The organism is Rhizobium sp. USDA 3886 (assembly GCF_056279785.1).
On sequence record NZ_JBWCDC010000001.1, the window covers coordinates 3,047,501 to 3,074,052 of the forward strand.

Annotated in this window: 27 protein-coding genes (1 of these 27 cut by a window edge); 17 read left to right on the plus strand and 10 right to left on the minus strand. The window is 59.4% G+C overall.

Annotated elements, in window-relative coordinates; translation table 11 throughout:
* From hrpB to ACZ9BX_RS15600, 3 genes are all read left to right on the plus strand, one after another.
* A protein-coding gene (gene hrpB / locus ACZ9BX_RS15590) for an ATP-dependent helicase HrpB (RefSeq protein ID WP_476218789.1) crosses the window boundary here: on the plus strand, nucleotides 1-2,440 show its 3' portion. 17 nt of this gene lie to the left of the window's left edge; the window shows 2,440 of its 2,457 coding nt (coding positions 18-2,457); the start codon falls outside the window, past its left edge; it ends in the stop codon at nucleotides 2,438-2,440.
* A 19-nt stretch (nucleotides 2,441-2,459) separates the two neighbouring features.
* The gene (locus tag ACZ9BX_RS15595; protein ID WP_476218790.1) at nucleotides 2,460-3,770 is read left to right on the plus strand and encodes an ActS/PrrB/RegB family redox-sensitive histidine kinase; all 1,311 of its coding nucleotides are present in this window, start codon (nucleotides 2,460-2,462) and stop codon (nucleotides 3,768-3,770) included.
* A gap of 72 nt (nucleotides 3,771-3,842) precedes the next feature.
* Nucleotides 3,843-4,418: an ActR/PrrA/RegA family redox response regulator transcription factor gene (locus ACZ9BX_RS15600; protein ID WP_027513420.1), complete on the plus strand. Its 576-nt coding sequence runs from the start codon at nucleotides 3,843-3,845 to the stop codon at nucleotides 4,416-4,418.
* A gap of 6 nt (nucleotides 4,419-4,424) precedes the next feature.
* On the opposite strand, the gene ACZ9BX_RS15605 is transcribed toward ACZ9BX_RS15600, so the two are convergent.
* A complete protein-coding gene (locus tag ACZ9BX_RS15605; protein WP_027513421.1) occupies nucleotides 4,425-4,919 on the minus strand; it encodes an MmcB family DNA repair protein in 495 nt (164 codons plus the stop codon).
* Between the two features lie 178 nt (nucleotides 4,920-5,097).
* On the opposite strand from ACZ9BX_RS15605, the gene ACZ9BX_RS15610 reads away from it, so the two are divergent.
* Nucleotides 5,098-5,778 (plus strand): L,D-transpeptidase, encoded by a 681-nt coding sequence (locus ACZ9BX_RS15610; RefSeq protein ID WP_476218791.1) that lies wholly within the window; start codon nucleotides 5,098-5,100, stop codon nucleotides 5,776-5,778.
* Nucleotides 5,779-5,852: 74 nt separating this feature from the next.
* Here ACZ9BX_RS15610 and ACZ9BX_RS15615 read toward each other — a convergent pair whose 3' ends face one another.
* The 6 genes from ACZ9BX_RS15615 to hslV all read right to left on the minus strand — a co-directional run bounded on the left by ACZ9BX_RS15615 (nucleotide 5,853) and on the right by hslV (nucleotide 13,060).
* Nucleotides 5,853-8,024, minus strand: a complete 2,172-nt coding sequence (locus tag ACZ9BX_RS15615) for a malate synthase G (RefSeq protein ID WP_476218792.1) — start codon at nucleotides 8,022-8,024, stop codon at nucleotides 5,853-5,855.
* 92 nt (nucleotides 8,025-8,116) lie between these two features.
* Complete coding sequence (locus tag ACZ9BX_RS15620; protein WP_476218793.1) at nucleotides 8,117-9,529, minus strand: cytochrome P450; 1,413 nt, start codon at nucleotides 9,527-9,529, stop codon at nucleotides 8,117-8,119.
* A 45-nt stretch (nucleotides 9,530-9,574) separates the two neighbouring features.
* Nucleotides 9,575-10,522 (minus strand): DUF1402 family protein, encoded by a 948-nt coding sequence (locus ACZ9BX_RS15625; RefSeq protein ID WP_476218794.1) that lies wholly within the window; start codon nucleotides 10,520-10,522, stop codon nucleotides 9,575-9,577.
* Between the two features lie 195 nt (nucleotides 10,523-10,717).
* The gene (gene hslU, locus ACZ9BX_RS15630; protein WP_132561942.1) at nucleotides 10,718-12,025 is read right to left on the minus strand and encodes an ATP-dependent protease ATPase subunit HslU; all 1,308 of its coding nucleotides are present in this window, start codon (nucleotides 12,023-12,025) and stop codon (nucleotides 10,718-10,720) included.
* Nucleotides 12,022-12,546 carry a GNAT family N-acetyltransferase gene (locus ACZ9BX_RS15635; RefSeq protein WP_476218795.1) on the minus strand — a complete coding sequence of 175 codons (525 nt, stop codon included), beginning with the start codon at nucleotides 12,544-12,546 and terminating at the stop codon, nucleotides 12,022-12,024. Before ACZ9BX_RS15635 ends, hslU begins: the two co-directional genes overlap by 4 nt.
* Nucleotides 12,533-13,060, minus strand: a complete 528-nt coding sequence (gene hslV, locus ACZ9BX_RS15640) for an ATP-dependent protease subunit HslV (RefSeq protein ID WP_476218796.1) — start codon at nucleotides 13,058-13,060, stop codon at nucleotides 12,533-12,535. The genes ACZ9BX_RS15635 and hslV overlap by 14 nt, the downstream gene beginning before the upstream one ends.
* Before the next feature lie 177 nt (nucleotides 13,061-13,237).
* On the opposite strand from hslV, the gene hisB reads away from it, so the two are divergent.
* The 7 genes from hisB to coaA are packed head-to-tail and all read left to right on the plus strand — an operon-like array spanning nucleotide 13,238 to nucleotide 17,900.
* Nucleotides 13,238-13,846, plus strand: coding sequence for an imidazoleglycerol-phosphate dehydratase HisB (hisB, locus tag ACZ9BX_RS15645; protein ID WP_476218797.1), 609 nt, complete (start codon nucleotides 13,238-13,240; stop codon nucleotides 13,844-13,846).
* A 24-nt stretch (nucleotides 13,847-13,870) separates the two neighbouring features.
* The gene (locus ACZ9BX_RS15650; protein ID WP_476218798.1) at nucleotides 13,871-14,356 is read left to right on the plus strand and encodes a DUF2628 domain-containing protein; all 486 of its coding nucleotides are present in this window, start codon (nucleotides 13,871-13,873) and stop codon (nucleotides 14,354-14,356) included.
* Complete coding sequence (hisH, locus tag ACZ9BX_RS15655; protein ID WP_476218799.1) at nucleotides 14,356-15,006, plus strand: imidazole glycerol phosphate synthase subunit HisH; 651 nt, start codon at nucleotides 14,356-14,358, stop codon at nucleotides 15,004-15,006. Before ACZ9BX_RS15650 ends, hisH begins: the two co-directional genes overlap by 1 nt.
* Nucleotides 15,007-15,035: 29 nt before the next feature.
* Nucleotides 15,036-15,785 (plus strand): 1-(5-phosphoribosyl)-5-[(5-phosphoribosylamino)methylideneamino]imidazole-4-carboxamide isomerase, encoded by a 750-nt coding sequence (gene hisA / locus ACZ9BX_RS15660; protein ID WP_476218800.1) that lies wholly within the window; start codon nucleotides 15,036-15,038, stop codon nucleotides 15,783-15,785.
* Nucleotides 15,782-16,570, plus strand: coding sequence for an imidazole glycerol phosphate synthase subunit HisF (hisF, locus tag ACZ9BX_RS15665; RefSeq protein ID WP_027513433.1), 789 nt, complete (start codon nucleotides 15,782-15,784; stop codon nucleotides 16,568-16,570). Before hisA ends, hisF begins: the two co-directional genes overlap by 4 nt.
* A 14-nt stretch (nucleotides 16,571-16,584) precedes the next feature.
* Complete coding sequence (locus ACZ9BX_RS15670; RefSeq protein ID WP_086997502.1) at nucleotides 16,585-16,908, plus strand: phosphoribosyl-ATP diphosphatase; 324 nt, start codon at nucleotides 16,585-16,587, stop codon at nucleotides 16,906-16,908.
* Complete coding sequence (gene coaA, locus ACZ9BX_RS15675; RefSeq protein WP_132561956.1) at nucleotides 16,905-17,900, plus strand: type I pantothenate kinase; 996 nt, start codon at nucleotides 16,905-16,907, stop codon at nucleotides 17,898-17,900. Before ACZ9BX_RS15670 ends, coaA begins: the two co-directional genes overlap by 4 nt.
* A gap of 6 nt (nucleotides 17,901-17,906) precedes the next feature.
* On the opposite strand, the gene ACZ9BX_RS15680 is transcribed toward coaA, so the two are convergent.
* The 3 genes from ACZ9BX_RS15680 to ACZ9BX_RS15690 all read right to left on the minus strand — a co-directional run bounded on the left by ACZ9BX_RS15680 (nucleotide 17,907) and on the right by ACZ9BX_RS15690 (nucleotide 20,660).
* Nucleotides 17,907-18,518, minus strand: a complete 612-nt coding sequence (locus ACZ9BX_RS15680; RefSeq protein WP_476218801.1) for an alpha-ketoglutarate-dependent dioxygenase AlkB — start codon at nucleotides 18,516-18,518, stop codon at nucleotides 17,907-17,909.
* Nucleotide 18,519: 1 nt separating this feature from the next.
* The gene (gene arfB / locus ACZ9BX_RS15685; protein ID WP_476218802.1) at nucleotides 18,520-18,954 is read right to left on the minus strand and encodes an alternative ribosome rescue aminoacyl-tRNA hydrolase ArfB; all 435 of its coding nucleotides are present in this window, start codon (nucleotides 18,952-18,954) and stop codon (nucleotides 18,520-18,522) included.
* Between the two features lie 95 nt (nucleotides 18,955-19,049).
* On the minus strand, nucleotides 19,050-20,660 hold the full coding sequence (locus ACZ9BX_RS15690; protein WP_476218803.1) for a phosphoenolpyruvate carboxykinase: 1,611 nt from the start codon (nucleotides 20,658-20,660) through the stop codon (nucleotides 19,050-19,052).
* Between the two features lie 344 nt (nucleotides 20,661-21,004).
* On the opposite strand from ACZ9BX_RS15690, the gene ACZ9BX_RS15695 reads away from it, so the two are divergent.
* The 6 genes from ACZ9BX_RS15695 (at nucleotide 21,005) to ahcY (ending at nucleotide 26,471) form a co-directional block, all read left to right on the plus strand.
* On the plus strand, nucleotides 21,005-21,736 hold the full coding sequence (locus ACZ9BX_RS15695; protein WP_210191275.1) for a response regulator transcription factor: 732 nt from the start codon (nucleotides 21,005-21,007) through the stop codon (nucleotides 21,734-21,736).
* A gap of 77 nt (nucleotides 21,737-21,813) precedes the next feature.
* The gene (locus ACZ9BX_RS15700) at nucleotides 21,814-23,607 is read left to right on the plus strand and encodes a stimulus-sensing domain-containing protein (RefSeq protein ID WP_476218804.1); all 1,794 of its coding nucleotides are present in this window, start codon (nucleotides 21,814-21,816) and stop codon (nucleotides 23,605-23,607) included.
* The gene (locus tag ACZ9BX_RS15705; RefSeq protein ID WP_476220036.1) at nucleotides 23,607-24,056 is read left to right on the plus strand and encodes an HPr kinase/phosphorylase; all 450 of its coding nucleotides are present in this window, start codon (nucleotides 23,607-23,609) and stop codon (nucleotides 24,054-24,056) included. Before ACZ9BX_RS15700 ends, ACZ9BX_RS15705 begins: the two co-directional genes overlap by 1 nt.
* Before the next feature lie 152 nt (nucleotides 24,057-24,208).
* On the plus strand, nucleotides 24,209-24,610 hold the full coding sequence (locus tag ACZ9BX_RS15710; RefSeq protein WP_011423437.1) for a PTS sugar transporter subunit IIA: 402 nt from the start codon (nucleotides 24,209-24,211) through the stop codon (nucleotides 24,608-24,610).
* Nucleotides 24,611-24,627: 17 nt separating this feature from the next.
* Nucleotides 24,628-24,903, plus strand: coding sequence for an HPr family phosphocarrier protein (locus tag ACZ9BX_RS15715; RefSeq protein WP_476220038.1), 276 nt, complete (start codon nucleotides 24,628-24,630; stop codon nucleotides 24,901-24,903).
* A gap of 167 nt (nucleotides 24,904-25,070) precedes the next feature.
* Nucleotides 25,071-26,471: an adenosylhomocysteinase gene (ahcY, locus tag ACZ9BX_RS15720; RefSeq protein ID WP_132561966.1), complete on the plus strand. Its 1,401-nt coding sequence runs from the start codon at nucleotides 25,071-25,073 to the stop codon at nucleotides 26,469-26,471.
* The last annotated feature ends 81 nt before the right edge of the window (nucleotides 26,472-26,552 follow it).

Sequence of the window (26,552 nt, forward strand, 5' to 3'; positions counted from 1 at the left end):
ACTTCCGGTTTCTCACGTTCTGCCCGAAATCGGAGCCGCACTTGCCGAAAGCGGACGAGCCGTTCTTTCCGCGCCACCCGGCGCCGGGAAGACCACGCTTGTGCCACTTTACCTGCTGAATCAACCATGGCGCAATGACGGCAGGATCATTCTGCTGGAGCCACGGCGGCTGGCAGCGCGGGCTGCGGCGAGCCGCATGGCCTTTCTGCTCGGCGAACAGGTAGGCGAGACGGTCGGCTATCGCATGCGGCTCGACAATCGTATTTCCGGCAAGACGCGGATCGAAGTGGTCACCGAGGGGGTGTTTGCGCGCATGATTCTCGATGATCCGGAACTCTCCGGCGTTTCCGCGGCCATTTTCGACGAATTTCACGAGCGTTCGCTCGATGCAGACTTTGGATTGGCATTGGCGCTCGACGTGCAGTCGGCGCTGCGCAACGATCTACGGCTTCTGGTGATGTCGGCAACGCTTGACGTCGAGCGTGTCGCAATGCTCCTCGGTCATCCGCCGGTGATCGAAAGCATGGGCCGGAGTTTTCCGATCGACATCCGCTATCGGGACCGGCCGGGCGGCGAGCGCATAGAGGATGCCGTGACACGGGCAATCATCGAGGCTCATGCGGATGAGACGGGATCGATCCTCGCTTTCCTGCCTGGACAGGCCGAGATCACCCGAACGGCGGAAAGGCTTGAGGGGCGGTTCGGACCGGATACGCTGATTGCCCCTCTCTACGGCAATCTTGGTCAGAGGGAGCAGGATGCGGCTATCCGGCCGCCGGCGAAGGGAATGCGCAAGATCGTGCTTGCCACATCGATCGCGGAGACCTCGATCACCATCGACGGCGTACGGATCGTGATCGACAGCGGGCTGCAGCGACTACCGGTGTTCGAAGCCTCGACCGGCATCACGCGGTTGGAGACTACGCGCGTGTCGCAGGCTTCAGCCGACCAGCGCGCCGGGCGCGCCGGCAGAACGGAGCCCGGCATTGCGGTCCGCCTTTGGCATCCGGGGCAGACGGCCGCCTTGGCTACTTTTACACCGCCGCAAATCCTGTCGAGCGATCTTTCCGGTCTCGTGCTCGATCTGGCGCATTGGGGTGTTCAGGATCCGGCATCGCTTGCCTTCGTCGACCAGCCGCCGGAAACGACGCTGAAGGAGGCGCGCGCGCTACTGCAGGAACTTGGAGCTTTGGACGGGGATAGAACCTTAACGGCGCGCGGACGAACGATGCGCGAGCTTGCGCTGCCGCCGCGGCTGGCCGCCATGGTGGTTTCGGCCGGGGAAAGCGGGCACGCAAAAGAAGCCGCGATGCTCGCCGTTCTTCTGACAGAACAGGGCCTCGGCGGTACGAGCATCGACATCGAGGACCGTTTGCGACGCTTCAAGACGGAAAAGGGCGAAAGGGCGGATGCTTCGCGGCGCCTTGCCGGACGGCTGGCGCGCGGGCTCGACAAGGTTTCCTCAAGCGCGCCGCCGCTTGCCGGACAGCTCCTGCTGCATGCCTTTCCGGATCGAATTGCCCTGCAGCGCGGCGGGCGGGGACGATACGTGATGGTAAACGGCCGTGGCGCCGAATTGCCGGAGACGGAACGTCTGGCGGGCAGCCAGATGTTGGTGATCGCCGATCTGACCGGGCGCGCGGCGCAAGCGCGTATCCTGGCTGCGGCGGAGATTTCGCGCAGCGATGTCGAAGCCGAGCTGCCAGGTCTGATCACGACCGGCGAGCAGACCTATTTCGATCTACAGACCAGACGCATCCGCGCCCGGCGCGCGACGAGGCTCGGGGCAATCGTTTTCGATGAAACGCCGCTGCCCCGACCAACGGGCGAGGCTGTTGCCGCGGCACTGGCGGACGGCGTACGGCAATTGGGACTCGACGCCCTGCCCTTTTCCAAGGAGGCTATCCAGCTACGCGAGCGGATGGGCTTCCTGCATCGAACGATCGGCGCGCCATGGCCGGATGTCAGCGACGCTGCGTTATTGGAACGGCTGGACGACTGGTTCACGCCCTACCAGAGCGATGCACGAGGGCTTTCGGATATTCCCGCCGGATCGCTCACCAGCGGGCTGATGGCGCTTGTGCCGCACGAGTTGCAACGCGACCTCAGCCGGCTGGCGCCGACGCATTTCGAAGCGCCGACGGGTCAGCGGCATCCGATCCGATACGACGGCGAGGAGCCGCTGCTGACGATCCGCGTACAGGAACTTTTCGGATTGAAGCAGCATCCGGCGATCGGCGGCGGACGGCTACCGCTTCTTCTCGAACTGACTTCGCCGGCGCACCGGCCGATCCAGACGACGCGCGACTTGCCGGGGTTTTGGGCAGGCTCCTGGAAAGACGTGCGCGCCGACATGCGGGGCCGCTACCCGCGGCATCCGTGGCCGGAGCGGCCGGAGGAGGCCTTGCCGACGACACGCGTTAAGCCGCGTGGTACATAAGCAGTGCGAGGAGCCGGCCATGGTCGATGACGCCAACAGCAAGCCTCAGGATAACCGCCACAGCAGCCGCAGACTGCGCCTGCAGACGCTGGTACGCTTGCGCTGGCTCGCGGTCGGCGGACAGGCGGTGACGGTTTTCATCGTCGCCTTTTGGCTGAAATTCCCGTTGCCGCTGGTTACAAGCAGCTTGTTGATTGCAGCGCTTGCCTTGGTCAATTTCTTTCTGACGATCCGCTATCCACCAACGCATCGCCTGCAACCACCAGCCGCCTTCGCGCTGCTTGGACTTGACCTTCTGCAGCTTTGCGCGTTGCTGTTCATCACCGGCGGCCTGGCGAACCCGTTTGCGGCGCTCGTCTGCGTGCCGGTCATCATTTCTTTTGCCTCCCAACCGATCCGCTACAGCGTCGCGCTCATCGTCTTTGCGATGGTCTGCATCACGATCCTCGCTTTCTCGCCCTTCCCGCTTCCATGGTTCAACGGCGCCGAGATCAATGTGCACAACGTCATGCAGTTCGGTGTCTGGTGTTCGATCGCTTCGACCATGGCCTTTGCAGCTTTCTATGCCTATCGCGTTTCCATGGAAGCGAGCCAGTTGGCGGATGCGCTGGCTGCAACCGAACTCGTTCTGCAGAGGGAAAAGCACCTCTCGCAACTCGATGGCCTGGCGGCGGCGGCGGCACATGAGCTCGGAACGCCGCTTGCGACGATCAGCGTCGTCGCAAAGGAAATGGAGCGCGAGCTGAAGGATGACGACCGGTTCCGCGAAGACGTGCAGCTGCTGCGCAGCCAGAGCGAACGCTGCCGCGATATCCTGAAGCGGCTGACGAGCCTTTCTGCAGAGGGCGATGCCCATATGCGGCGCCTGCCGTTATCTTCGATGATGGAGGAAATCATTGCGCCTTATCGCGAATTTCCGATTGAAGTCGAGCTGATCGAGAAAAGCCCGCGCAAGGGTGAACCGGTGACGGAGCGCAATGCCGCGATCATGTATGGGCTTGGCAACCTCATCGAAAATGCCGTCGATTATGCTCGCGAGAAAGTAACAGTCACCGTCGAACATGACCCCAGCAAAGTTCTGATCGTCATCGAGGACGATGGCAACGGCTACGCACCGGATATTCTCACCCGTATCGGCGAGCCTTACGTCACCAAAAGGCAGAAAGAGGATACTGCGGGCGGGCTCGGGCTCGGGCTCTTCATCGCCAAGACGCTGCTTGAACGTTCCGGTGCAACGCTGGTTTTCGAAAACCGCGATCCGGAAAGTGAAGGAGCGCGTATCCGTGTCGAATGGCCGCGCATGCTCATCGATGCAAATTCGACAAAATGACTTTATCGGCATAATGAAGATATGCGTAGCTGACAAATATCAGGTGGGCGTAAACCGCCAGGATCGAAGACCATGACCGAACAAAGCCACGAAACCCTTGCCGCCGGCGAGCACGATATTGGCCCCGATGCGAGCCTCTTGATTGTCGACGACGACGGGCCTTTTCTGCGACGTTTGGCACGCGCGATGGAGACACGCGGCTTCCAGGTCGAGACCGCCGAATCGGTTGCGGAGGGCGTTGCCAAGTCGAAGAGCCATCCGCCGAAATATGCGGTGGTCGACCTGCGGCTCGGTGATGGCAACGGCCTCGACGTCATCGAGGCGATCCGCCAGCGCCGGGACGATACGCGGATCATCGTGCTGACGGGCTACGGCAATATCGCAACGGCAGTGACAGCCGTGAAGCTCGGCGCCGTCGACTATCTCGCCAAGCCTGCCGATGCGGACGACGTATTCGCAGCTTTGACGCAACGGCCGGGCGAGAAGGCGGAGCTTCCGGAAAACCCGATGTCGGCCGACCGGGTTCGCTGGGAGCATATCCAGCGCGTCTATGAAATGTGCGAGCGTAACGTCTCCGAGACGGCGCGGCGGCTCAACATGCACCGCCGCACGCTACAGCGAATTCTCGCAAAACGCGCCCCGAAGTAGCCGCTGTTAGATATCGTCGGTGGCAAGCGGCTTGCCATTCGCCCATTCAGCCAGCATCAATCTCTGCGCGGCGGCGCGGGAGAAATTCAGCGTGACCGATTTGCGGGTTGCCGGCGCAAGCCGATGTTCGGGTGCTTCGCGGATCATATGCGCGCCATAGCCGTCGGACAGAAACAGTCCGCACTCCTCCGGGAAGATATCAAGCGGTACATCCTTGTGCGTCGCAAAGAACAGTCGGTCGCAATGCAGCCGGTATTCGGGCCACTTGCGATCAACGCGAAAATCCTCGATCGAGGTTTTGATCTCGATGATCCAGATTTCGCCTTTTTCCGAAATGGTAATCAGATCGGCGCGCCGGCCGCTCGCCAGCGGCAGTTCAGGCAGAACCGCATGGCGCATGTCGTGAAGTAATATCTGAGTTCCGCGGCGCACGAGCATGGCTCTGTCCGATTGCCGGCCATCTATTAACGGATTGTTATTGTAAACGCTCAAAATCGTCATGGATAACCGTGAGGACGTATCGCCCGTTGTTGCAAAAAAACCATGCGGTTCTAATTTGCCGCTGCCGGTAAGTCTCGTCGCACTGCAGCATCTTGCAAAGACGAAGTTAATCGAAAATAAACCATAATCAAAGATGGTTCCAAGACCGTTTCCTCACTGCCAATCCTAAGAGATATTCATGCGCATCCGCAATGCATTCCCTGTGTTCGGCCTGATCGCGACCCTCGCTCTGGCCGGCTGCTCCACCAATTCCAATCGCGCTTCCCTCGAAGACAAGGCCGCCGGCCCGACTGTCCAGACGGCACAAATCTTCGATGATGCTTACGGCGTGAGGACGGATGCCGGATACGCCCTGCCCGCGATCCCGATCCAGCGCGTCAAGCCGGAGTTCCGCCGGCAGATTGTTTCCTACGAGACGACCGAGCGTCCGGGCACGATCATCGTCAACACCCGCGAGCGCCACCTTTACTACATCCTGCCGGGCGGCGAGGCGATGCGCTACGGCATCGGCGTCGGCAAGCAGGGCTTCGCATGGGCCGGCACGGCCTATGTCGCCTGGAAGCAGGAATGGCCGACCTGGCATCCGCCGAAGGAAATGGCTGTCCGCAAGCCCGACATTGCAAAGTACGTCGAGGACGGCATGGGCCCGGGTCTCACCAATCCGCTCGGCGCACGCGCCATGTATCTCTTCAACGAAAAAGGCCAGGATACCCTTTTCCGTCTTCATGGCACGCCCGAATGGGCCTCCATCGGCACCGCGGCTTCGTCCGGCTGCATCCGCCTGATGAACCAGGACGTGATCGACCTTTACAGCCGCGTACGCCCAGGCAAGGCGACCAAGGTCATCGTTATCCAGTAAGCTAGAAAGCGAATTCGGTATAAAAAAGGCCACCGGAATTTTCTTACGGTGGCCTTTTTGTTTGATCATGAGCCTTATGCGGCCTGCCTGCCTTTGAGCTCGAGACGGCGGCGATGAAGGACCGGCTCCGTGTAGCCGCTCGGCTGCTCCCTGCCCTTCAAGACGAGGTCGACGGCAGCCTGGAAGGCCACCGAGCGGTCGAAATTCTGCGCCATCGGCATATAGGAAGGATCGCCGGCATTCTGTTGATCGACGACCGCGGCCATGCGCTTCATCGTCTCAATGACCTGTGCTTCACTGACGACCTTGTGGTGCAGCCAGTTGGCCATGTGCTGAGCGGAAATGCGAAGCGTTGCGCGGTCTTCCATCAGCCCGACATTGTTGATGTCCGGCACCTTCGAGCAGCCGATGCCCTGATCGACCCAACGGACGACGTAGCCGAGGATACCCTGCGCATTGTTGTCAAGTTCTCGCTGGATTTCCTCCGTCGTCCAGTTCGGCCGGGCGGCAACTGGAACGGAAAGAATATCGGAGAGCTTGGCACGGGCGCGATCCTTCAGTCCGCGCTGAACATCGGCCACGTTGATCCGGTGATAATGCGTCGCGTGCAGTGTCGCTGCAGTTGGCGAGGGAACCCAGGCGGTGTTGGCGCCGGCCTTCGGGTGGGCGATCTTCTGCTCCAGCATGGCCGCCATCAGGTCTGGCATCGCCCACATGCCCTTGCCGATCTGAGCGTGACCGGACAGGCCGCATTCGAGGCCGATATCGACGTTCCAGTTCTCGTAGGCCGATATCCAGGCCGCCTGCTTCATGTCGCCCTTGCGGATCATCGGGCCTGCTTCCATCGAGGTATGGATCTCGTCTCCGGTACGGTCGAGGAAGCCTGTATTGATGAAAACGACGCGCTCGCGGGCAGCACGAATGCATTCCTTGAGATTTACCGTCGTGCGGCGCTCCTCATCCATGATTCCCATCTTCATCGTGTTCTTCGGCATGCCGAGAAGTTCTTCGACGCGTGAGAAAATCTCGACGGCGAAGGCTACTTCCTCAGGCCCATGCATTTTCGGCTTGACGACATACATCGAGCCGGTGCGCGAGTTCTTGCGGCGGCCGTTGGGACCGATATCGTAAAGCGCGATTAGGCCCGTAATGGCGGCATCCGTCATGCCTTCGGGAACTTCGCGACCGTCACGGTCGAGGATAGCCGGATTCGTCATCAGGTGGCCGACATTACGGATGAGCATCAGCGAGCGCCGATGCAAATCAAAGGCGGAGCCGTCCGACGCCTGATAGGTGATGTCAGGATTGAGCTTGCGGATGAAGGTCGAGCCGCCCTTGGTTACTTCCTCCTGCAGGTCGCCCTTCATGAGGCCCAGCCAGTTGCGATAGACGACGACTTTGTCCTCGGCATCGACGGCAGCAATCGAATCCTCGCAGTCCATGATCGTCGTGATCGCTGATTCGAGCCAGACATCGGAAATATGCGCCGGATCGTTCTTTCCGATCGGCGTCGAGGCATCGATGATAATCTCGATGTGAATGCCGTTGTTTTTCAAGAGAAGATGTGTCGGCGCTTCGGCATTTCCTCGGTAGCCGGCAAAATGCCGATTATCCCTGAGGGCCAGTCTTTCGCCATCCGTCGAGGTGATCGCGAGATTGCCCCTGTCCACCTTAAAGGCAGCGGCATCCTTCCAACGCGCGCCTTCGAGCGGAGCGGCGCCGTCCAGAAAGTCGCGAACCCAGGCGATGACCCTTTCGCCGCGCTTCGGATTGTAGCCCTTGCCTTTTTCCGCGCCGTCGCTTTCGGGAATGGCATCCGTGCCGTAAAGCGCGTCGTAGAGCGAGCCCCAGCGCGCATTTGCGGCGTTCAACGCGTAACGCGCATTCATGACCGGGACGACGAGCTGCGGCCCGGCAATCGAGGCGATCTCGGGATCGACATTGTTGGTCGAAACCTGGAAATCAGAGCCTTCCGGCAGCAGATAGCCTATTTCGCGCAGAAACGCCTGATGGGCATCCAAGTCTGTCGGCGCGCCATTCTTGCGGTACCAGTCGTCAATCTGCTGCTGGAGATGGTCGCGCTTCAGAAGCAGTTCGCGGTTCTTCGGCGCGAGATCATGAACGATTGCTGAAAAGCCGGCGAAAAATGCATCCGCATCAACCCGAAGGTCGGGAAGCACTTCATTGACGATGAAATCATGAAGGACGGTTTCGACGAAAAGACCGTTCTTTTCAATGCGGCGCATGCAATTCTCCTCCCGCAGACGGCGGCGTTTTCACATACTGTTCACTTTGCGCCGCTTTCATTCATAGTCAATTCTGCAATAGTTCGAAAGATTTATGCCCATGAGGAAATAGTGCGCGCGGTGACGCGCATCGGCAGACCGTTCTGGGGCTGGGTCGTCAGTTTCTGCACCGGCCAAGGATTGGTCTTCTCCGTCACGTCGAAGCGGAAACGGCTCATCAATACGGCCAGCGCGATGACCGCTTCCTGCAGGGCGAAGGTGGCGCCGATGCAAACACGCGGACCGGCGCCGAATGGCAGGAACTGGAACCGGCCGATCTTGCCGCGGTTTTCCGGAAAAAAGCGCTCGGGCATATAGGCGCGCGGCTTGTCCCAGTAGAGCTCATGCCGGTGAAGGGTCCAGGGCATGATGAGCACCGTCATGCCGGCATGGATCTCGACCTTCTCGCCTTTGGCATCTGTCCAGCTGTCGCCAGCGATCGCCGCACGGTTGATCGACGGCGCCGGCGGATAGAGCCGCAGGGCCTCCTCGAAGGCGGCGCGCGTGAGGGGCATCAGATCGAGCCATTCGACGGGCTTGGCGCCGCTTGCGAGAACGCGGCCGATCTCTTCCTCCATCCCATCGCGGATATGCGGGCTGTTCGCCACGCAATAGAGCGTCCAGGCGAGCGCCCGCGCCGTCGTTTCGTGACCAGCACCTATGAAGGTCAGGATATTGTCTTCGATTTCTTCATTGGTGAGGCCGCCCGCCGATGCTCGGTCGAGCAGCAGAGTCAGAAAATCTTCGGGCGCCGAGGCGCGATCGGCAGCCATGCGCCGGAGCCGGGCGTCCATCGTTTCGCGCACGATGTTGCGGAACTTGTCGAGAACCTTCCGGCCGCCGACCCGCGTCACCCGCGGCACCCAACTCGGCGCGCGCAGGAGATCCATGGGGTCGACGCGGCCCATGCGGTGCAGAAGCGCGTTCACATCGTCAGCGAAGCTGTCCGAGGATGTGACGATTTCACCGGAAAACAGCGTATCGGCAAGGATTGCAAAAGTGAGCTCCGTCATATCGCTGGCGATTTCGAATACCCGGCCTTCGCTTCCCGCCGCCTCGTACTTCCGCACATACGCCTCGGACTGCTGCAGCATCTGCGCGGCAAAGCCGTTGGCGTGGCGCGGCGTGAAGACGGGGGCAACCGCTTTCCGCGACCGCTTCCAGACCTCGCCTTCAGCCGTCAGCAATCCATCGCGCAATATGGGGCGCAATATGAGCTGGCGGATATCCGACATGCGGTAGTTCGCGGTGTTATCGACCAGCACATATTTAATGAGGGCGGGATCGTTGACGATGATCGTGCTGTCGCCGAAGAAGCGGGTCTTGACCCAGGGAAGTGTGTAGGACGGCTCGCCCCAAAGCTCCAAGGGATTGCGAAAGATCGTGCGGATGATCTCCAGCCGCGACGGTGGCACGGAGCGCGGCAGCGGCGCGCGAGGAACAAACGGTTCCGGTCGCATATCCATGGCAAAGCCTTTCGCGGAAGATTACAGCCTCCCGCCAGGCGAACGTTAGAGCAGGCCCTCAAGCTCGTCCAGCTTGTCGTTGATCAGCCAGCCGTAATAATTCTCCTCCGGCCAGACCATCGCACCTGCGACCTGGTTCCTCGCGGCAAGAGCCGATGCGCGCTGGCGCGAATTGCCGACATTGTACAGCGTGGCGGTCAGGCCGGGATTCTTCGAAATATCCATGCCGGTAATCTGCTTGTAATCATCTATCGACTGGCGGATGGAGGCCGCAACGAACGCGAGCGAGATATCCGGCTCCATGATGGCGCGGTAAACGGCGCCGGCATCCTTTTCGTTCAGTCTCGGATAGCCGGAAACACGGCTGACCAGATCCGAGAGCATCAATGCCGTCAGCGGGTTCACCTGGCCGAGACCGAAGGTTTGACCGGCATAAAACGGCTGGAAGAACACGGCGCTGAAGCGATTGTTCGGGAAACTCTTGCCGCCGACGGTCCTGCCGCGGAACTCGCTTTCCCAGACATCCTCACGGCAGCTCCAGAGCAGATAGGAATCGCGCTTGCCGTTGCACTCGGCAAACTGCGGACGATCGACGAAGGTGTCGACATCCTCGCCTTCATAGGCAAAACGGAAGCTCTCGCCGGCGTAGGAAGCGGCCTTGACGTAATAGGATTGAAGGCGGTCATAGGCGTCGACGTTATAGGTGTGCTCGCCGACGATGGCCCCGATGATGTGGATGGGTTCAATGCCGTAAGCGGCCGCCGTCTTCCTGATCTTGCTTATCAGCTCGTGATCGGTGGAGAGTAGCTCATAAACCTTCTCATACTTGCGATCGAAGGTCGTCTTGGTACCCTTGGTGCGGCGGACCGATGCGCCAGGGACCGCCGGCTGCTCGACGTTGCGGTTGCCGGGAGGCACGACCTGCATCGCATGGGCGGGCACGGATGTAAGTGCCGCAACGGCGATCAGGAGGCATGTCAAAAGGCGTCGCACGATCAGCTATTCCGTCCTCTGGCTATATATCGTCTTCATGGCGAAGCGCGCTGACTGGACCAGAATCTTGGCCGAATAAAGCCGCGTCCACAAACAAAACGGGCCTTCACTAAGTAGTAAAAGGCCCGCTGTCGAGAGTTCAGACTGCCGAAATCCGGCGCGAAACCCGCAAAGGTTCCGACCGATGCGGCAATATCACAGGATGAAACGCGAGAGGTCCGTGTTCTGCGCCAGATCGCCGACATGCTCACGCACATAGGCGGAATCGATCTTCACCGCCGAACCGCCGCGATCCGGGGCATTGAACGAGATGTCGTCTAACACACGTTCCATCACGGTCTGCAGCCGGCGAGCGCCGATGTTTTCGACCGATGAGTTCAGATGGACGGCGACATCGGCCAAGGCATCGATCGCGTCGTCGGTGAATTCGAGGTTCAGGTTCTCTGTTTCCATGAGCGCGCGATACTGGCGGATCAGGCTTGCCTCAGTTTCTGTCAGGATACGGCGAAAGTCTTCCTTGGTCAGCGGACGAAGTTCGACACGGATCGGCAGGCGGCCCTGCAATTCGGGCAGGAGATCGGAAGGCTTCGAGACATGGAAGGCGCCCGAGGCGATGAAAAGAACGTGGTCGGTCTTCACCGGCCCGTACTTCGTGGAGACGGTCGTTCCTTCGACGAGCGGTAGCAAATCGCGCTGCACCCCCTCGCGCGACACGCCGGCACCCATCCCGCCGTCGCGCGCTGCAATCTTGTCGATCTCATCGAGGAAGACGATGCCGTCATTCTCGACAGCACGCACGGCTTCGCGCTGGATGACTTCGTTGTCGATCAGCTTGTCGGACTCATCCCGGATCAGATCGGTGTAGGAGGCTTTCACGGTAGTGCGGACCTTTTTGGTACGCCCGCCCAGCGCCTTGCCGAACATTTCCGAGATGTTGAGAACACCGATATTGGCACCGGGCATGCCGGGGATTTCAAAGCCGCCCATGCCCGCGCCGCTATCGGCAACCTCGATATCAATCTCCTTATCGTCCAGTTCGCCATTGCGCAGCTTCTTGCGGAAGCTGTCACGCGTGGCAGGAGAGGCGGTAGCCCCGACAAGGGCATCAAGCACACGTTCCTCGGCGCTCATATGCGCCTTCGATTCGACCTCGGCGCGCTTCTTGTCGCGCGCGAGCCCGATGCCGATCTCGACGAGGTCGCGGATGATCTGTTCGACATCGCGGCCGACATAGCCGACCTCGGTGAACTTGGTCGCCTCGACCTTGATGAAAGGCGCACCGGCAAGTTTGGCAAGACGGCGCGAAATCTCCGTTTTGCCGACGCCGGTTGGGCCGATCATCAGGATATTCTTGGGCATCACTTCGTCGCGCAGGCTTGGATCGAGCTGCTGGCGGCGCCAGCGGTTGCGGAGCGCGATCGCCACGGCGCGCTTGGCCTCATGCTGACCGATAATGTAGCGGTCGAGTTCGGAAACGATCTCGCGAGGGGAAAAGGTGGTCATGGTAATTCCGTTTCTCCGGGTGCGTCCAGTGCCATGAAGTGGGCCGGACCGTAAATGGAAGTTCTTATATCGACGTAGCGAAAGCCCGCCTTCTCGTAAGCCCTGATCGCCTGAACGTTTTCAGGATCCGGATCGATCACGATGCGCTTGGCGCCACCTGCGAAAAGCTCGGACGCAAGCTTGAGGATGATCGCAGCACCGTGGCCTTTGCCCGTCAGTTCCGGGATACCGATCGAAATGTCGATGCCGAGCGTACCCTTCGGCTGATCCCGATAGGGATGGCCCTCCTCGAGATGAGGATCGTAACTTTGCAGATAGCCTATAGGCTTTCCGTCCAGTTCCACGATCATCGGCCGGGTTTCCTTACTCGTCATTGCCTCTTCGATCGAAGCAAGCTCCGTTGCAGGTTCGCCCCACCATCTCGCGACATGTGGTTCAGTAAGCCATTGCGCCAGAAGAGGGAGATCCTCTCGGCAGACGTCGCGGAAACGATATCGCGAGACAGGCTTAGCTTTCAGCATCCAGTGTTTCCATCACCACGTTGTGGTTCGTATAGACGCAGATGTCGGCCGCGATATCCAGCGCTCGGCGAGCGACCTCTTCTGCGGACTTGTCCGTATCCATCAGGGCACGCGCTGCCGCCAAGGCGAAGTTGCCGCCGGAGCCGATCGCCGTAGCGCCATGCTCGGGCTCCAGAACATCGCCGTTGCCGGTGACTGCCAGCGTTGTCGATTTGTCGGCGACCAGCATCATGGCTTCGAGATTGCGAAGATACTTGTCCGTGCGCCAGTCCTTGGCGAGTTCGACGGCGGCGCGCATCAGTTGGCCCGGATATTGTTCGAGCTTCTTTTCAAGGCGCTCGAGCAGCGTAAAGGCGTCCGCGGTCGCGCCCGCGAAACCGGCAATGACCTCGCCCTTGCCAATACGCCGCACCTTGCGGGCATTGCCCTTCATAACGGTCTGACCGAGGCTGACCTGGCCGTCACCGGCCATCACCACCTTGCCGCCCTTTCGAATTGTAATAATCGTTGTCATCAAAACATCCTTGCCCGGATCAGCGGGCGTTACGCCGAGCCGCTCACCGGCCCTGTGAGCCCTATGTAAGTTTGCCGATCCCGATTGCAAATGGGCGGGTTTTTCTGCCGGTGCGCTTCTGGATATTTTAGGGAACGCCTGATAAGGAACGGCCGTCATTCCCGATGGAGCAGCCATATGGCCGATACTGCAGCAAGCCGCACGGGCAGTGTTTCCCGCAAGACGAAAGAGACTTCGGTTTCCGTTTCCGTCAATCTTGACGGCAGCGGCAAAGCCAAGATTTCGACGGGCGTCGGCTTCTTCGACCATATGCTAGACCAGCTTTCGCGACACTCACTGATCGACATGGAGATCGAAACGAAGGGCGACCTGCATATCGACGATCACCACACAGTCGAAGATACCGGGATCGCGATAGGCCAGGCGATTGCAAAAGCGCTCGGCGACCGCCGCGGCATCACTCGCTATGCTTCGGTCGACCTTGCCATGGACGAGACGATGACGAAAGCTGCTGTCGATCTTTCCGGTCGTCCGTTCCTGGTCTGGAATGTCGCCTTCAGCGCGCCGAAGATCGGCGCCTTCGACACCGAACTTGTCCGCGAATTCTTCCAAGCACTGGCGCAGAACGCCGGCATCACCTTGCATATCTTGAACCAATATGGTGCCAACAACCATCATATTGCAGAGACCTGCTTCAAGGCCGTTGCCCGCGCGCTGCGCATGGCGACAGAGATCGATCCGAGGCAGGCGGGCCGTGTTCCCTCGACGAAGGGCACGCTCGTCTGAGCCCCTTCAGGGAGCTTGAACGATATGACTTCCAGCTATCTGGTTCTGACGCCTCCGGGCGGAACGGATGTCACCCATGAGAAGACGCGCGTCATCCGCGACGGCTTCACCCTGCTCGGCTTTCTTTTCCCCTGGCTATGGCTTCTTGCGCACCGGCTTTGGCTCCATGCGATTGCAGCATTCCTGCTTCAAGGCCTGGGCGGTGTTCTTATGGATCGGCCCGGGCTCTGGCCGGCAGGTTTTGCGATCACACTTGGTACCTGCATTCTGGCCGGTTTCGAGGGCCAGAACCTGCGGATCCGAAATCTCGCTTCCAAAGGCTGGAACGAGGAAGCCGTGATCACGGCGGATTCGCTTGCGACCGCAGAAGAGATCTACTTTTCGAATTTTGAGACCAATGCAGATGGCGACAGCATGCCCGCGCTGGAATGGGAGCGACATCCGCCTTCCCCCCGCCGCCATGGCAATACGACTTCGCTTGGTCTCTTTGGGTTTAACGGAGGACGCTAATGCGCGTCGCAATTATCGACTACGGCTCGGGCAATCTGCGCTCGGCAACGAAGGCCTTTGAGCGCGCAGCCCGCGAGGCAGGCATCGACGCGCATATCGACCTGACGGACAAGGCCGACAATGTCGCGTCGGCCGACCGCATCGTTCTGCCGGGTGTCGGTGCCTATGCCGATTGCCGCCACGGGCTCGATGCTGTTCCCGGCTTGGCCGAGGCGCTGATCGACGCGGTCGAAAGGAAGGCTCGGCCCTTCCTCGGCATCTGTGTCGGTATGCAACTGATGTCGTCACGCGGCCTCGAAAAGACGGTGACGCGAGGTTTTGGCTGGATTCCTGGCGACGTCGTCGAAATGAACCCCAACGATCCCGATCTCAAGATACCGCAGATCGGCTGGAACACGCTCGACCTCAAGCATCCGCATCCGCTCTTCGACGGCATTCCGACAGGGTCTGATGGTCTGCATGCCTATTTTGTGCATTCCTACCATTTGGCCGCCAGGAACGCCGGTGACGTCATTGCGACGACAGAGTATGGCGGGCCGATGACGGCCTTCGTCGGACGCGACAATATGGCCGGTTCGCAATTCCATCCGGAAAAAAGCCAGAAGCTTGGTCTTGCCCTGATCACCAATTTCCTGCGCTGGAAGCCTTAGGCTCGCGCAACCTGCAAGGACTGAATCACATGATACTATTTCCCGCCATTGACCTGAAGGACGGCCACTGCGTTCGCCTGAAGCTCGGCGATATGGAGCAGGCAACGGTCTACAACCCCGACCCTGCCGCGCAGGCGAAAACCTTCGAGGATCAGGGCTTCGAATGGCTTCACGTCGTTGACCTCAACGGTGCCTTTGCTGGCGAGAGCGTCAATGGAGCCGCTGTCGATGCAATCCTCAAGGCAACGACGAACCCGGTGCAGCTCGGTGGCGGCATCCGGACGCTTTCCCATATCGAAAGCTGGCTGGTACGTGGCCTGACCCGCGTGATCCTCGGCACGATCGCCGTTCGCGATCCGGCGCTTGTTATCGAAGCCTGCAAGCAGTTTCCCGGCCGCGTTGCCGTTGGTATCGATGCGAAAGGCGGTAAGGTTGCCGTCGAAGGCTGGGCGGAAGCGTCCGAGCTTGGCGTCATCGAACTTGCCAGGAAATTCGAAGGTGCCGGCGTCGCGGCAATCATCTACACGGATATCGATCGCGACGGGATCCTGACCGGCATCAACTGGGCCTCGACGCTGGAGCTGGCCGATGCCGTTTCGATCCCGGTGATCGCCTCGGGCGGGCTCGCTTCGATCCGGGATGTGAAGCGCATGCTGCAGCCCGACGCCCGCAAGCTGGAAGGTGCCATCTCCGGCCGCGCGCTGTATGATGGGCGTATCGACCCCAAGGAAGCCTTGGCGCTGATCAATGCGGCGCGGCAAAAGGATAATGCACAATGACCCTGAAAGCCCGCGTCATCCCCTGCCTCGACGTCAAGGACGGCCGTGTCGTCAAGGGTGTCAATTTCGTCAATCTGATTGATGCCGGCGATCCGGTCGAGGCTGCGAAAGCCTATGATGCCGCCGGCGCCGACGAACTCTGCTTCCTCGACATCACGGCCTCTTCCGACAACCGCGAAACCATTTTTGACGTCGTTTCCCGCACTGCCGAGCAGTGCTTCATGCCGCTGACCGTCGGCGGCGGCGTGCGCAGCCTTGCCGATATCCGCAAGCTACTTCTTTGCGGTGCCGACAAGGTTTCGATCAACTCAGCGGCGGTGAACAATCCGGATTTCGTCGCCGAAGCGGCTGACAAGTTCGGCGACCAATGCATCGTCGTTTCGATCGACGCCAAGCGGCGGCGCACCCAAGCCGTTGGCCAGGACAACTTGAGCGCCTGGGAAATCTATACCCACGGCGGCCGCAATGCGACCGGCATCGATGCCTTGGAATTTGCGCAGAAGATGGTTGCGCGCGGGGCCGGGGAGCTTCTCGTCACTTCCATGGATCGCGACGGCACGAAAGCCGGCTACGATCTTGAACTCACCCGGGCGATCGCCGATTCCGTCCGCGTGCCCGTCATCGCTTCGGGCGGGGTCGGCGATCTCGACGACTTGGTCGCGGGCGTGAAGGATGGCCATGCCAATGCCGTGCTTGCTGCATCCATCTTCCACTTCGGCACCTATTCCGTCGGCGAAGCGAAACACTATATGTCTTCGCACGGCATCGCGATGCGCCTCGACTGATTGAAAGTGACAGAATGACCGGATTTTCCCTTTCCGATCTGGAAAAAATCGTCGACGAACGGTCGAAGGCCCCACCGGATGAATCCTGGACGGCAAAGCTCGTTGCCGCCGGGCAGCAGAAGGCCGCGAAGAAACTCGGCGAAGAAGCCATTGAAGCCGTTATGGCTGCCGTGACCGACGATCGCGACAATCTTACCTACGAGACGGCCGACCTCCTCTATCACCTTTTGGTCGTATTGAAGATAGCAGGCATTCCGTTGCAGGATGTAATGGCGGAACTTGAGCGACGTACCGCTCAATCCGGTCTCAAGGAAAAGGCCAGCCGGCAGAGTTCATGAGTATCGCGACGCAAATTCTTGGGGCGCCAGAAGCGCTCGATCACTTCCAGGCGAATTCCTATTCGCCCTACAATTTCTTTTCTTCCGAGGAATGGGCGAAGTTCCGCGCCGACACGCCGCTCACGCTAACGGCCGAGGAAGTCGCGAGACTGCGCTCGATGGGCGATCCGGTCGATCTCGACGAAGTCCGGCGCATCTACCTCTCGCTGTCGCGTCTGCTTTCTTCACACGTCGAATCATCGCAATTGCTCTTCGAGCAGCGCAACCGATTCCTGAGCCTGTCCGACGTGACAAAAACGCCCTTTGTCATCGGCATCGCCGGCTCTGTCGCCGTCGGCAAATCGACGACCGCGCGTATCTTGAAGGAGCTCCTGCGGCGCTGGCCGTCGAGCCCAAAAGTCGACCTGATCACGACGGACGGTTTCCTGCATCCGAACGCGGTACTCGAACGCGAAAACCTGATGCAGCGCAAAGGCTTTCCGGAAAGCTACGACACAGGCGCCATCCTGAAATTTCTCTCAGCGATCAAGGCCGGGCAGCCTAACGTGAAAGCGCCCGTTTATTCTCACCTTGTCTATGACGTCGTTCCGAACGAATACACGATCATCGACCGGCCAGACATCCTGGTGTTCGAAGGCATCAACGTTCTGCAGTCGCGTGACCTTCCTGCCGACGGCAAGATCGTGCCGATGGTTTCCGACTTCTTCGATTTCTCGATCTACATCGATGCCGAAGAAGAACTGATCCACAACTGGTACGTCACACGCTTCATGCGTCTGCGCGAAACCGCCTTTCGCGATCCGAATTCCTATTTCCATCGCTATGCCTCGATCAGCGAGAAAGAAGCGCTTTCGATCGCGGAGGGGCTCTGGGCCAACATCAACCTGAAGAATCTCCGGCAGAACATCCTGCCGACCCGCCCACGCGCTGATTTGATCCTGCGCAAAGGCGAGAACCACCTTATCGAGCAGGTCGCGCTCAGGAAACTTTAGCCGGATTCACGTATCGACACGCCTTAACGTCAAGTTGATCCGCCCGCCATTCCTGAGCAGCGTCGATGTCGCCGGATAGATGCGGTCGACGCCGTGAAAGCACAGACGCCCTTCGCCCCCAAGCACCACGATGTCGCCGCTGGTGAGTTTGATCGACTTCGTGCGGTCGGTGCGGGAAAGCCCGCCAACGCGGAAGAGGCAGTTGTTGCCGAGAGAGATCGAGACCACGGGCGCCGTCAGATCCCGCTCGTCCCTGTCTTGATGCAGGCCCATTTTTGCATCGTCGGAATAGAAATTGATCAGGCAAGCCTGCGGAGATTTTCCGTACCCGGAAACATCGTTCCAGATGTCGAGAAGCACCTCCGGCATTGCCGGCCATGGCATGCCAGTGACCGGATGCGTCGATTGATAACGGTAGCCGCGCTCCTTGTCCGTGACCCAGCCGAGCGGTCCACAATTGCTCATCCGCACCGACATCGGCCTGCCCGTTCCCGGCATCACGGGCACGAAAAGCGGCGCTTCGGCGACGATGGAGCGAATCATTTCGACGAGTTCTTCCTGCCGGGCACGGTCAAGGTACTCGGGGAAATGACGAACGCCATTCGAAAGCTCCGGCATATCATTCTCCGCCAGGACGGCTGCGCATCTTCTTCACTTCAGCCCGCCCGGATTTTTCCTTCAGGCGGCGTTCGATCGAGCCTTTGGTCGGCTTTGTTTTCCTGCGCGGTGGCGGTGGCGGCTTGGCGGCTTCGAGGATCAATTCCTTGAGGCGTTCCCGCGCATCCTCGCGATTGCGATCCTGGCTGCGAAAACGACTTGCCTCGATCATCAGCACGCCCTCTTTTGACGTGCGTTTGCCCGCCAGCCTCGTGGCATTCGTCTTGACACGCTCGGAAAGTGAGGGGGAATTCACGATGTTGAAGAACAGCTGGACGGCGGTCGAAACCTTGTTGACATTCTGGCCGCCGGGACCGCCAGCCAGAACGAACTGTTCCGTCAGCTCCCATCCAGCGATGGTAATCCTGTCATTGATATAGAGCGCGTCGCTAGCCATGCGCTTCTATCTCATATCGGCAGGAATTTTAAAACATGCAAAGAAAAACCCGGCGAAGTCGCCGGGTTTCACGTGAATCATCAATGCCTTGTGGCCTATTCGGCAGCGGCCTTGATACCGGGTGCGGCATCGCGCACACCGCCATCAACATGTGCCTCGAACTTCGCGAAGTTCGAGATGAACATTGAGACGAGCTTTTCTGCCTGAACGTCATATGCCGCCCCGTTGGGCCACGTGGAGCGCGGGTCGAGAATGCTGGTTTCGACGCCAGCAACAGCAACGGGCACCGCGAAACCAAAATTCGGATCAATGCGGAACTCTGCCTTGGCCAGTTCGCCGGAGAGAGCTGCCGACAGCAAGGCGCGCGTCGCCTTGATCGGCATGCGCTTGCCGGTGCCGTACGCGCCGCCAGTCCAGCCAGTGTTGACCAGCCAGCAATCAACACCATGGCGGCCAATCAGCTGCTTCAAGAGATTGCCATATTCCGTCGGATGACGCGGCATGAACGGCGCACCGAAGCAGGTCGAGAACGTCGCTTCCGGTTCCGTCACTCCCTTCTCCGTGCCGGCGACCTTTGCGGTATAGCCGGAAAGGAAGTGATACATGGCCTGATCCGGCGTCAGACGCGCGATCGGCGGCATGACGCCGAAAGCATCTGCCGTTAGCATGATGATCGTCTTTGGATGCGCGGCGAGGCCCGCCTTCGAGGCATTGGGAATGAAATCCAGCGGATAGGCGCAGCGCGTGTTTTCCGTCAGCGAACCGTCGTCGAAATCCGGCTCACGCCGTTCGTTGAGCACCACGTTTTCAAGCACCGTGCCGAAACGCTGCGTCGTCGCATAGATTTCCGGCTCCGCTTCCGCCGAAAGGCGGATCGTCTTGGCATAGCAGCCGCCTTCGAAGTTGAAGATGCCATTTTCGCCCCAGCCATGCTCGTCGTCCCCGATCAACGTACGCGACGGATCAGCAGAAAGCGTCGTCTTGCCGGTGCCGGAGAGGCCGAAGAAAACCGCAGAATCACCATCCGGGCCGGCATTCGCCGAGCAATGCATCGGCATGACACCGGTTGCCGGAAGCAGGTAGTTGAGCACGGTGAAGACGGATTTCTTCATCTCGCCGGCATAAGAGGTGCCGCCAATCAGAACGAGGCCGTTCGTAAGATCACATGCAATCACCGTTTCACTGCGGCAGCCGTGACGCTCCGGATCAGCTTTGAAGCTCGGCAGATCGATGATCGTCAGTTTCGGCACGAAGGATGCAAGGGCAGAAAGCTCCGGACGGATCAGAAGATTGCGGATGAAAAGCGAGTGCCAGGCAAATTCCGTCACGACACGCGTCGGCAGCGCGTAGTTCTTATCGGCGCCGCCGATCAGGTCCTGAGCGAAAAGCTCCTTGCCGACGGCATGCGCCAGCATATCCCGATGCAGCAAGGCAAAATGCTCCGGCGACATCGGCTTGTTGTTGTCCCACCAAATTTCGCCGGCCGTATTGGCATCGCGGACGACGAATTTGTCGCGTGGCGAGCGGCCGGTATGCTGTCCTGTCAGAGCACGAAGGGCGCCTTGGGCCGTGAGTTCGGCTTCACCGCGGCGAATCGCTTCTTCATAAAGGGAGGCGGCGGCAAGGTTATAGCGGACGCTTTTTGCGCGTCCCAAACCGATCGTCGCCAGCGCTATCGCCGGGTTGTGAATTCCGAACGTCTCCATGGCTTTTCCTTTCGTCCAAGGCTCCCGCCGTTAAAACTGAGAGGAAAACTAAGGTGACGAATTTTAAAAAGCAATAGTGCTAAATGAAGAAAATATAATGATATCAAATATTTAATCGATTTAAATTTATTTTATTCATTTTAAATCGTTTGAACTGAGCATTTTGGATCAATTTTTATCACAGCACTTGTGTCCTGCCGTTTTGATCATTGCGACAATGCTACCCTTTATCTTTGCCACAATTTGTTCCACCTTTATCCTCCATAAGCGCATCCGGTCGTTGGGGCCGGCCTGGGGACATCAAAAATTCCGGGAGATGCGCATAGATGACGGAGACGAACACCATGGCGACAATCGCGCTCGTTGACGACGACCGCAACATCCTGACTTCGGTGTCGATCGCACTGGAAGCCGAAGGATACAAGGTCGAAACCTACACGGATGGCGCCTCGGCCCTCGATGGCCTTATCGCGCGCCCGCCGCATCTTGCCATCTTCGATATCAAGATGCCGCGCATGGATGGAATGGAGCTCTTGCGCCGCTTGCGGCAAAAATCCGATATGCCGGTGATTTTCCTCACCTCGAAGGACGAGGAGATCGACGAACTCTTCGGCCTAAAGATGGGCGCGGATGATTTCATCACAAAGCCATTCTCTCAGCGATTGCTTGTGGAACGGGTCCGCGCCGTGCTTCGTCGCGCCTCCAGCCGGGAAGCAACGGCCGTCTCGGGCGCCGGCGCTGCGCCTAAGGCCGGCGCTGCCCAGCTTGCGCGTTCGCTGGAGCGCGGCCAGCTTGTCATGGACCAGGAACGCCATACCTGCACGTGGAAGGGCGAGCCGGTAACGCTGACGGTGACCGAGTTCCTGATCCTTCACTCGCTCGCACAGCGTCCGGGCGTAGTGAAAAGCCGCGATGCTCTGATGGACGCGGCCTATGACGAACAGGTCTATGTCGACGACCGCACCATCGACAGCCACATCAAGCGGCTTCGCAAGAAATTCAAGATGGTCGATACCGACTTTGATATGATTGAAACGCTTTACGGAGTGGGATACCGCTTCCGCGAAGCAGCCTGACGCCGGACGGCGCGGCGCATGAGTATTGTCGAGGGCCGCAGGACGGGAACGGCCGCGCCCTCCGAAAGGGCCTGTCGTTGGCACAGTTGGTGCAGGAAAGGGATTTGGATGATGCGGAAGGCTTGAGCGGCCGCCGTGTCAGGGGAAGGCGCTGGTCGCATCCCTTCACCATCATTCGCCGGATCTTCGGCAATGCGGTCTTTTCGAGCCTGACGCGCCGCATTCTCTTTTTCAATCTCGCAGCACTGCTCGTCCTTGTCGGCGGCATTCTTTACCTCAACCAGTTTCGCGAGGGGCTGATCGACGCCCGCGTCGAAAGCTTGCTCACGCAAGGCGAAATCATTGCCGGCGCGGTTTCGGCATCGGCTTCCGTCGATACTAACTCGATCACGATCGATCCGCAGAAGCTTCTCGAGTTGCAGGCCGGGCAAAGTATTACGCCTGTCCCGAATGATGAGGATCTGGAGTTCCCTATCGATCCGGAAAAGGTTGCACCGGTTCTCAGGCGGCTAATTTCGCCAACGCGAACGCGCGCCCGCATCTTCGATGCCGATGCCAACCTGCTACTCGATTCCCGCCATCTTTATTCGCGCGGCCAGGTTTTGCGCTTCGATCTGCCGCCGGTCGAAGAGGAGAAGCAGACTTGGGGCGAATGGCTTACGACGCTTTTCAACAAGGCGTTGCAACCTGGAAACCTGCCGGTCTACAAGGAAGCGCCGGGCGGCGACGGATCAATCTATCCGGAAGTGATGAATGCGCTGACTGGTGTGCGCGGCGCCGTTGTACGCACCACCGAAAAGGGTGAGCTGATCGTCTCTGTGGCTGTCCCGGTCCAGCGTTTTCGCGCCGTTCTCGGCGTTCTGCTCCTTTCAACGCAGGCAGGCGACATCGACAACATCGTCCATGCTGAACGACTGGCGATTATGCGCGTCTTCGGTGTGGCGACGCTCGTCAACGTTCTGTTGTCGCTGGTTCTATCCTCGACTATCGCCAATCCGCTTCGCCGTCTCTCGGCTGCGGCGATCCGCGTCCGGCGCGGCGCGAAGGAGCGCGAGGAGATCCCCGATTTTTCGGCCCGCCAGGACGAGATCGGGAACCTTTCGATCGCGCTCCGCGAAATGACCACCGCACTTTATGACCGCATCGACGCGATCGAGAGTTTTGCCGCCGATGTCAGCCACGAGCTTAAGAACCCGCTGACGTCGCTTCGCAGCGCTGTGGAGACGCTGCCGCTTGCCAAGTCGGATGATTCCAAGAGACGGTTGATGGATGTGATCCAACATGACGTCCGCCGCCTCGATCGTCTCATCAGCGATATCTCCGACGCCTCGCGCCTTGATGCCGAGCTTGCCCGTGTCGATGCCCAATCCGTCGATCTCGAGGCTTTCCTCAGCGATCTGGTTGAGGTTTCCAGACAGATTCGCCATAAGAACAAGGACGTGCAGATCGAGTTCGCGATTGAACGCAAGCCTGGGATCAAGACGCGCTTCGTTGTTAACGGCCATGATCTTCGTATCGGACAGATCATCACCAACCTGATCGAGAATGCCCGCTCCTTCGTTCCAGATGAAGGCGGCAAGATCACAGTCCGGCTGTTTCGCACGCGGTCCCGTTGCATCGTCTACATCGAAGACAATGGCCCAGGTATCCAGGCTGAAAATATCGACCGTATCTTTGAGCGCTTCTACACCGACCGGCCGGAATCGGAAGGCTTCGGGCAGAATTCCGGTCTCGGCCTATCGATCAGCCGTCAGATCGCGGAGGCGCATGGCGGCTCGTTGCGCGCCGAAAACATCGTTGATGCGGAAACGGCTGAAGTACTCGGCGCCCGCTTCATTCTCGCCCTGCCCGCAGTCTCGATGTCGTCGTGATGGGCGCGGCTTTCAACATCAACGCCACGGCGATCGTCATCAACAGGACCGGTCTGCTCTTCGTTGGCCCCTCGGGCTGGGGTAAATCCATGCTGGCATTCACTTGTATCACGGAAGCGAAACGGATGGGGCTGGCCGCCTTGCTGGTCGCCGACGATCAGGTATTTCTGTCGAAACGCGATGGTGAGATCGTTGCCGAACGTCCTTCCGCAATCTCCGGGTTGATCGAGTTGCGCGGTACCGGCATCGTGAAATGCGAAAGCGCTCCGCTCGCCCCGATGCATTACGCCGTGCTGCCCGGCAGTGCGTCGGGCGAGAATCGCCTCCCACCCGACAACGACATCGCGCATTTCGCAGAAGATTTTTCGCTGCCGGCTCTTCGCTTGCTGGCAAACGCCACAGTACCTCTCGCGATTTTGATGGCAAAGGCACCGGACATAGGCCGATAGCGCCTGCTATACAGGCGGATTCGCCCCATATCTCTGCATTTTTATCTTGCACTTCGGCTTTTGATGGCCAAGATGTGCCCCCACCGGTGGACGCGATTGCTGCATTGCGATATTGGGGCCACCGTTTATATGCCATTGGGAGCAGTTAAATCATGATCGGACTTGTGCTTGTCACTCATGGCAAGCTGGCTGAAGAGTTTCGTCATGCCGTGGAGCATGTCGTCGGTCCTCAGAAATTTATCGAGACGGTCTGCATCGGCCCCGAAGACGATATGGATCAGAGACGGCAGGATATCCTGCAGGCGGTCTCTGGCGCGGACGATGGCCACGGCGTCGTCATCCTGACCGATATGTTCGGAGGTACTCCTTCCAATCTCGCCATTTCGGTGATGAGCAGCGGTCATACGGAAGTGATTGCCGGCATGAACCTGCCGATGCTGATCAAGCTTGCCGGCGTACGCGGCGAAAACAACATGGAAAAGGCGCTCGTCGAAGCGTCGGAGGCCGGGCGGAAATACATCAATGTCGCCAGCCGCGTTCTGAGCGGCAAATGATGAGCACAAGCCCCGCCGTGACCTCGCATTCCCGGGAACTGCTCATCGTCAACAAACGCGGCCTTCACGCGCGCGCCTCCGCCAAATTTGTCCAGATGGTCGAAACATTCGACGCTGCCGTTACTGTCTCGAAGGACGGCATGACGGTCGGCGGCACCTCGATCATGGGCTTGATGATGCTTGCTGCGAGTCCGGGCACGACCGTTCTCGTATCCGCGTGCGGCAACCAGGCCGCCGAAGCCTTGAACGCATTGGATCAATTGGTCCAGGACAAGTTCGGCGAAGAAATGTGAGCCTCCCGGACTTCATATAAACATATAAAGACTTCTTTATATCCTTGTTGCCATTGCCTATGAAGCCTGCTACACGGCGAGCACGGCCGTGCGTCATGCACGCGCTCGAGCTATTGCGCCGTCACTGCGCGCTTTGACTATGAGACGCTTTTCAGCTGGAGACCTCGATGAGCACTGAAAAAGATTATGTCGTCGCCGATATCGGTCTGGCGGATTTCGGCCGCAAGGAAATTACGATCGCCGAAACCGAAATGCCGGGCCTCATGTCCTGCCGCGCCGAATTCGGCCCGTCGCAACCGCTGAAGGGCGCGCGCATCACGGGCTCGCTGCACATGACGATCCAGACGGCTGTTCTGATCGAAACGCTGGTGGCGCTCGGCGCCCAAGTCCGCTGGGCCTCGTGCAACATCTTCTCGACGCAGGACCATGCCGCTGCCGCAATCGCGGCTTCCGGCGTTCCGGTCTTTGCCGTCAAGGGCGAATCGCTCGAGGACTACTGGGTCTACACCGACAAGATCTTCCAGTGGGCCGATGGCGGTCTCTCCAACATGATCCTCGACGATGGTGGCGACGCTACCATGTACATCCTGCTCGGCGCGCGTGCTGAAGCTGGCGAAGACGTGCTCTCGCACCCGCATTCCGAAGAAGAAGAAATCCTCTTCGCACAGATCAAGAAGCGCCTTGCCGCTTCACCAGGCTGGTTCACGAAACAGCGTGATGCGATCAAGGGTGTCACCGAAGAAACCACCACCGGCGTCAACCGCCTCTACCAGCTTAGCCAGAAGGGCCTGTTGCCCTTCCCGGCGATCAACGTCAACGACTCGGTCACCAAGTCGAAATTCGACAACAAGTACGGCTGCAAGGAATCGCTGGTCGATGGCATCCGTCGCGCCACTGACGTGATGATGGCCGGCAAGGTTGCCGTCGTTTGCGGATATGGCGACGTCGGCAAGGGTTCGGCGGCATCGCTTTCCGGCGCCGGTGCCCGCGTCAAGGTCACGGAAGCCGATCCGATCTGCGCGCTGCAGGCCGCCATGGACGGTTATGAAGTCGTGCTGCTCGAGGACGTCGTCTCGTCGGCTGATATCTTTGTCACCACGACTGGCAACAAGGACGTCATCCGCATCGACCATATGCGTCAGATGAAGGATATGGCGATCGTCGGCAACATCGGCCACTTCGACAACGAAATCGAAGTTGCTGCGCTCCGCAACCTCAAGTGGACGAATGTCAAGCCACAGGTCGATCTGATCGAGTTCCCGAAGGGCAATCGCATCATCCTTCTCTCCGAAGGCCGCCTGCTCAACCTCGGCAACGCAACAGGCCATCCGTCCTTCGTCATGTCGGCTTCCTTCACCAACCAGACTCTGGCTCAGATCGAACTCTTCACCAAGCCGGATCAATATTCCAACCAGGTCTACATCCTGCCTAAGCACCTCGACGAGAAGGTTGCGCGCTTGCACCTCGACAAGCTTGGCGTGAAACTGACGCAGCTTTCTGAAGAACAGGCCGCCTATATCGGCGTTTCGCCGAAGGGGCCTTTCAAGTCTGACCACTACAGATATTGATCTGAGTAACAATATCCACAACATCTTGGGGATGCCGCATTGACATATGCGGCATCCTTATTTTTTGGAACACACCTTTCC

Bases quoted from the DNA above. Each gene is read 5' to 3' on its own strand.
- ACZ9BX_RS15595 (WP_476218790.1), top strand. From the start codon at position 2,460: ATGGTCGATGACGCCAACAGCAAGCCTCAGGATAACCGCCACAGCAGC.
- ACZ9BX_RS15600 (WP_027513420.1), top strand. From the start codon at position 3,843: ATGACCGAACAAAGCCACGAAACCCTTGCCGCCGGCGAGCACGATATT.
- ACZ9BX_RS15605 (WP_027513421.1), bottom strand. From the start codon at position 4,919: ATGACGATTTTGAGCGTTTACAATAACAATCCGTTAATAGATGGCCGG.
- ACZ9BX_RS15610 (WP_476218791.1), top strand. From the start codon at position 5,098: ATGCGCATCCGCAATGCATTCCCTGTGTTCGGCCTGATCGCGACCCTC.
- ACZ9BX_RS15615 (WP_476218792.1), bottom strand. From the start codon at position 8,024: ATGCGCCGCATTGAAAAGAACGGTCTTTTCGTCGAAACCGTCCTTCAT.
- ACZ9BX_RS15620 (WP_476218793.1), bottom strand. From the start codon at position 9,529: ATGGATATGCGACCGGAACCGTTTGTTCCTCGCGCGCCGCTGCCGCGC.
- hslU (WP_132561942.1), bottom strand. From the start codon at position 12,025: ATGACCACCTTTTCCCCTCGCGAGATCGTTTCCGAACTCGACCGCTAC.
- ACZ9BX_RS15635 (WP_476218795.1), bottom strand. From the start codon at position 12,546: ATGCTGAAAGCTAAGCCTGTCTCGCGATATCGTTTCCGCGACGTCTGC.
- hslV (WP_476218796.1), bottom strand. From the start codon at position 13,060: ATGACAACGATTATTACAATTCGAAAGGGCGGCAAGGTGGTGATGGCC.
- hisB (WP_476218797.1), top strand. From the start codon at position 13,238: ATGGCCGATACTGCAGCAAGCCGCACGGGCAGTGTTTCCCGCAAGACG.
- ACZ9BX_RS15650 (WP_476218798.1), top strand. From the start codon at position 13,871: ATGACTTCCAGCTATCTGGTTCTGACGCCTCCGGGCGGAACGGATGTC.
- hisH (WP_476218799.1), top strand. From the start codon at position 14,356: ATGCGCGTCGCAATTATCGACTACGGCTCGGGCAATCTGCGCTCGGCA.
- hisA (WP_476218800.1), top strand. From the start codon at position 15,036: ATGATACTATTTCCCGCCATTGACCTGAAGGACGGCCACTGCGTTCGC.
- hisF (WP_027513433.1), top strand. From the start codon at position 15,782: ATGACCCTGAAAGCCCGCGTCATCCCCTGCCTCGACGTCAAGGACGGC.
- ACZ9BX_RS15670 (WP_086997502.1), top strand. From the start codon at position 16,585: ATGACCGGATTTTCCCTTTCCGATCTGGAAAAAATCGTCGACGAACGG.
- coaA (WP_132561956.1), top strand. From the start codon at position 16,905: ATGAGTATCGCGACGCAAATTCTTGGGGCGCCAGAAGCGCTCGATCAC.
- ACZ9BX_RS15680 (WP_476218801.1), bottom strand. From the start codon at position 18,518: ATGCCGGAGCTTTCGAATGGCGTTCGTCATTTCCCCGAGTACCTTGAC.
- arfB (WP_476218802.1), bottom strand. From the start codon at position 18,954: ATGGCTAGCGACGCGCTCTATATCAATGACAGGATTACCATCGCTGGA.
- ACZ9BX_RS15690 (WP_476218803.1), bottom strand. From the start codon at position 20,660: ATGGAGACGTTCGGAATTCACAACCCGGCGATAGCGCTGGCGACGATC.
- ACZ9BX_RS15695 (WP_210191275.1), top strand. From the start codon at position 21,005: ATGGCGACAATCGCGCTCGTTGACGACGACCGCAACATCCTGACTTCG.
- ACZ9BX_RS15705 (WP_476220036.1), top strand. From the start codon at position 23,607: ATGGGCGCGGCTTTCAACATCAACGCCACGGCGATCGTCATCAACAGG.
- ACZ9BX_RS15710 (WP_011423437.1), top strand. From the start codon at position 24,209: ATGATCGGACTTGTGCTTGTCACTCATGGCAAGCTGGCTGAAGAGTTT.
- ahcY (WP_132561966.1), top strand. From the start codon at position 25,071: ATGAGCACTGAAAAAGATTATGTCGTCGCCGATATCGGTCTGGCGGAT.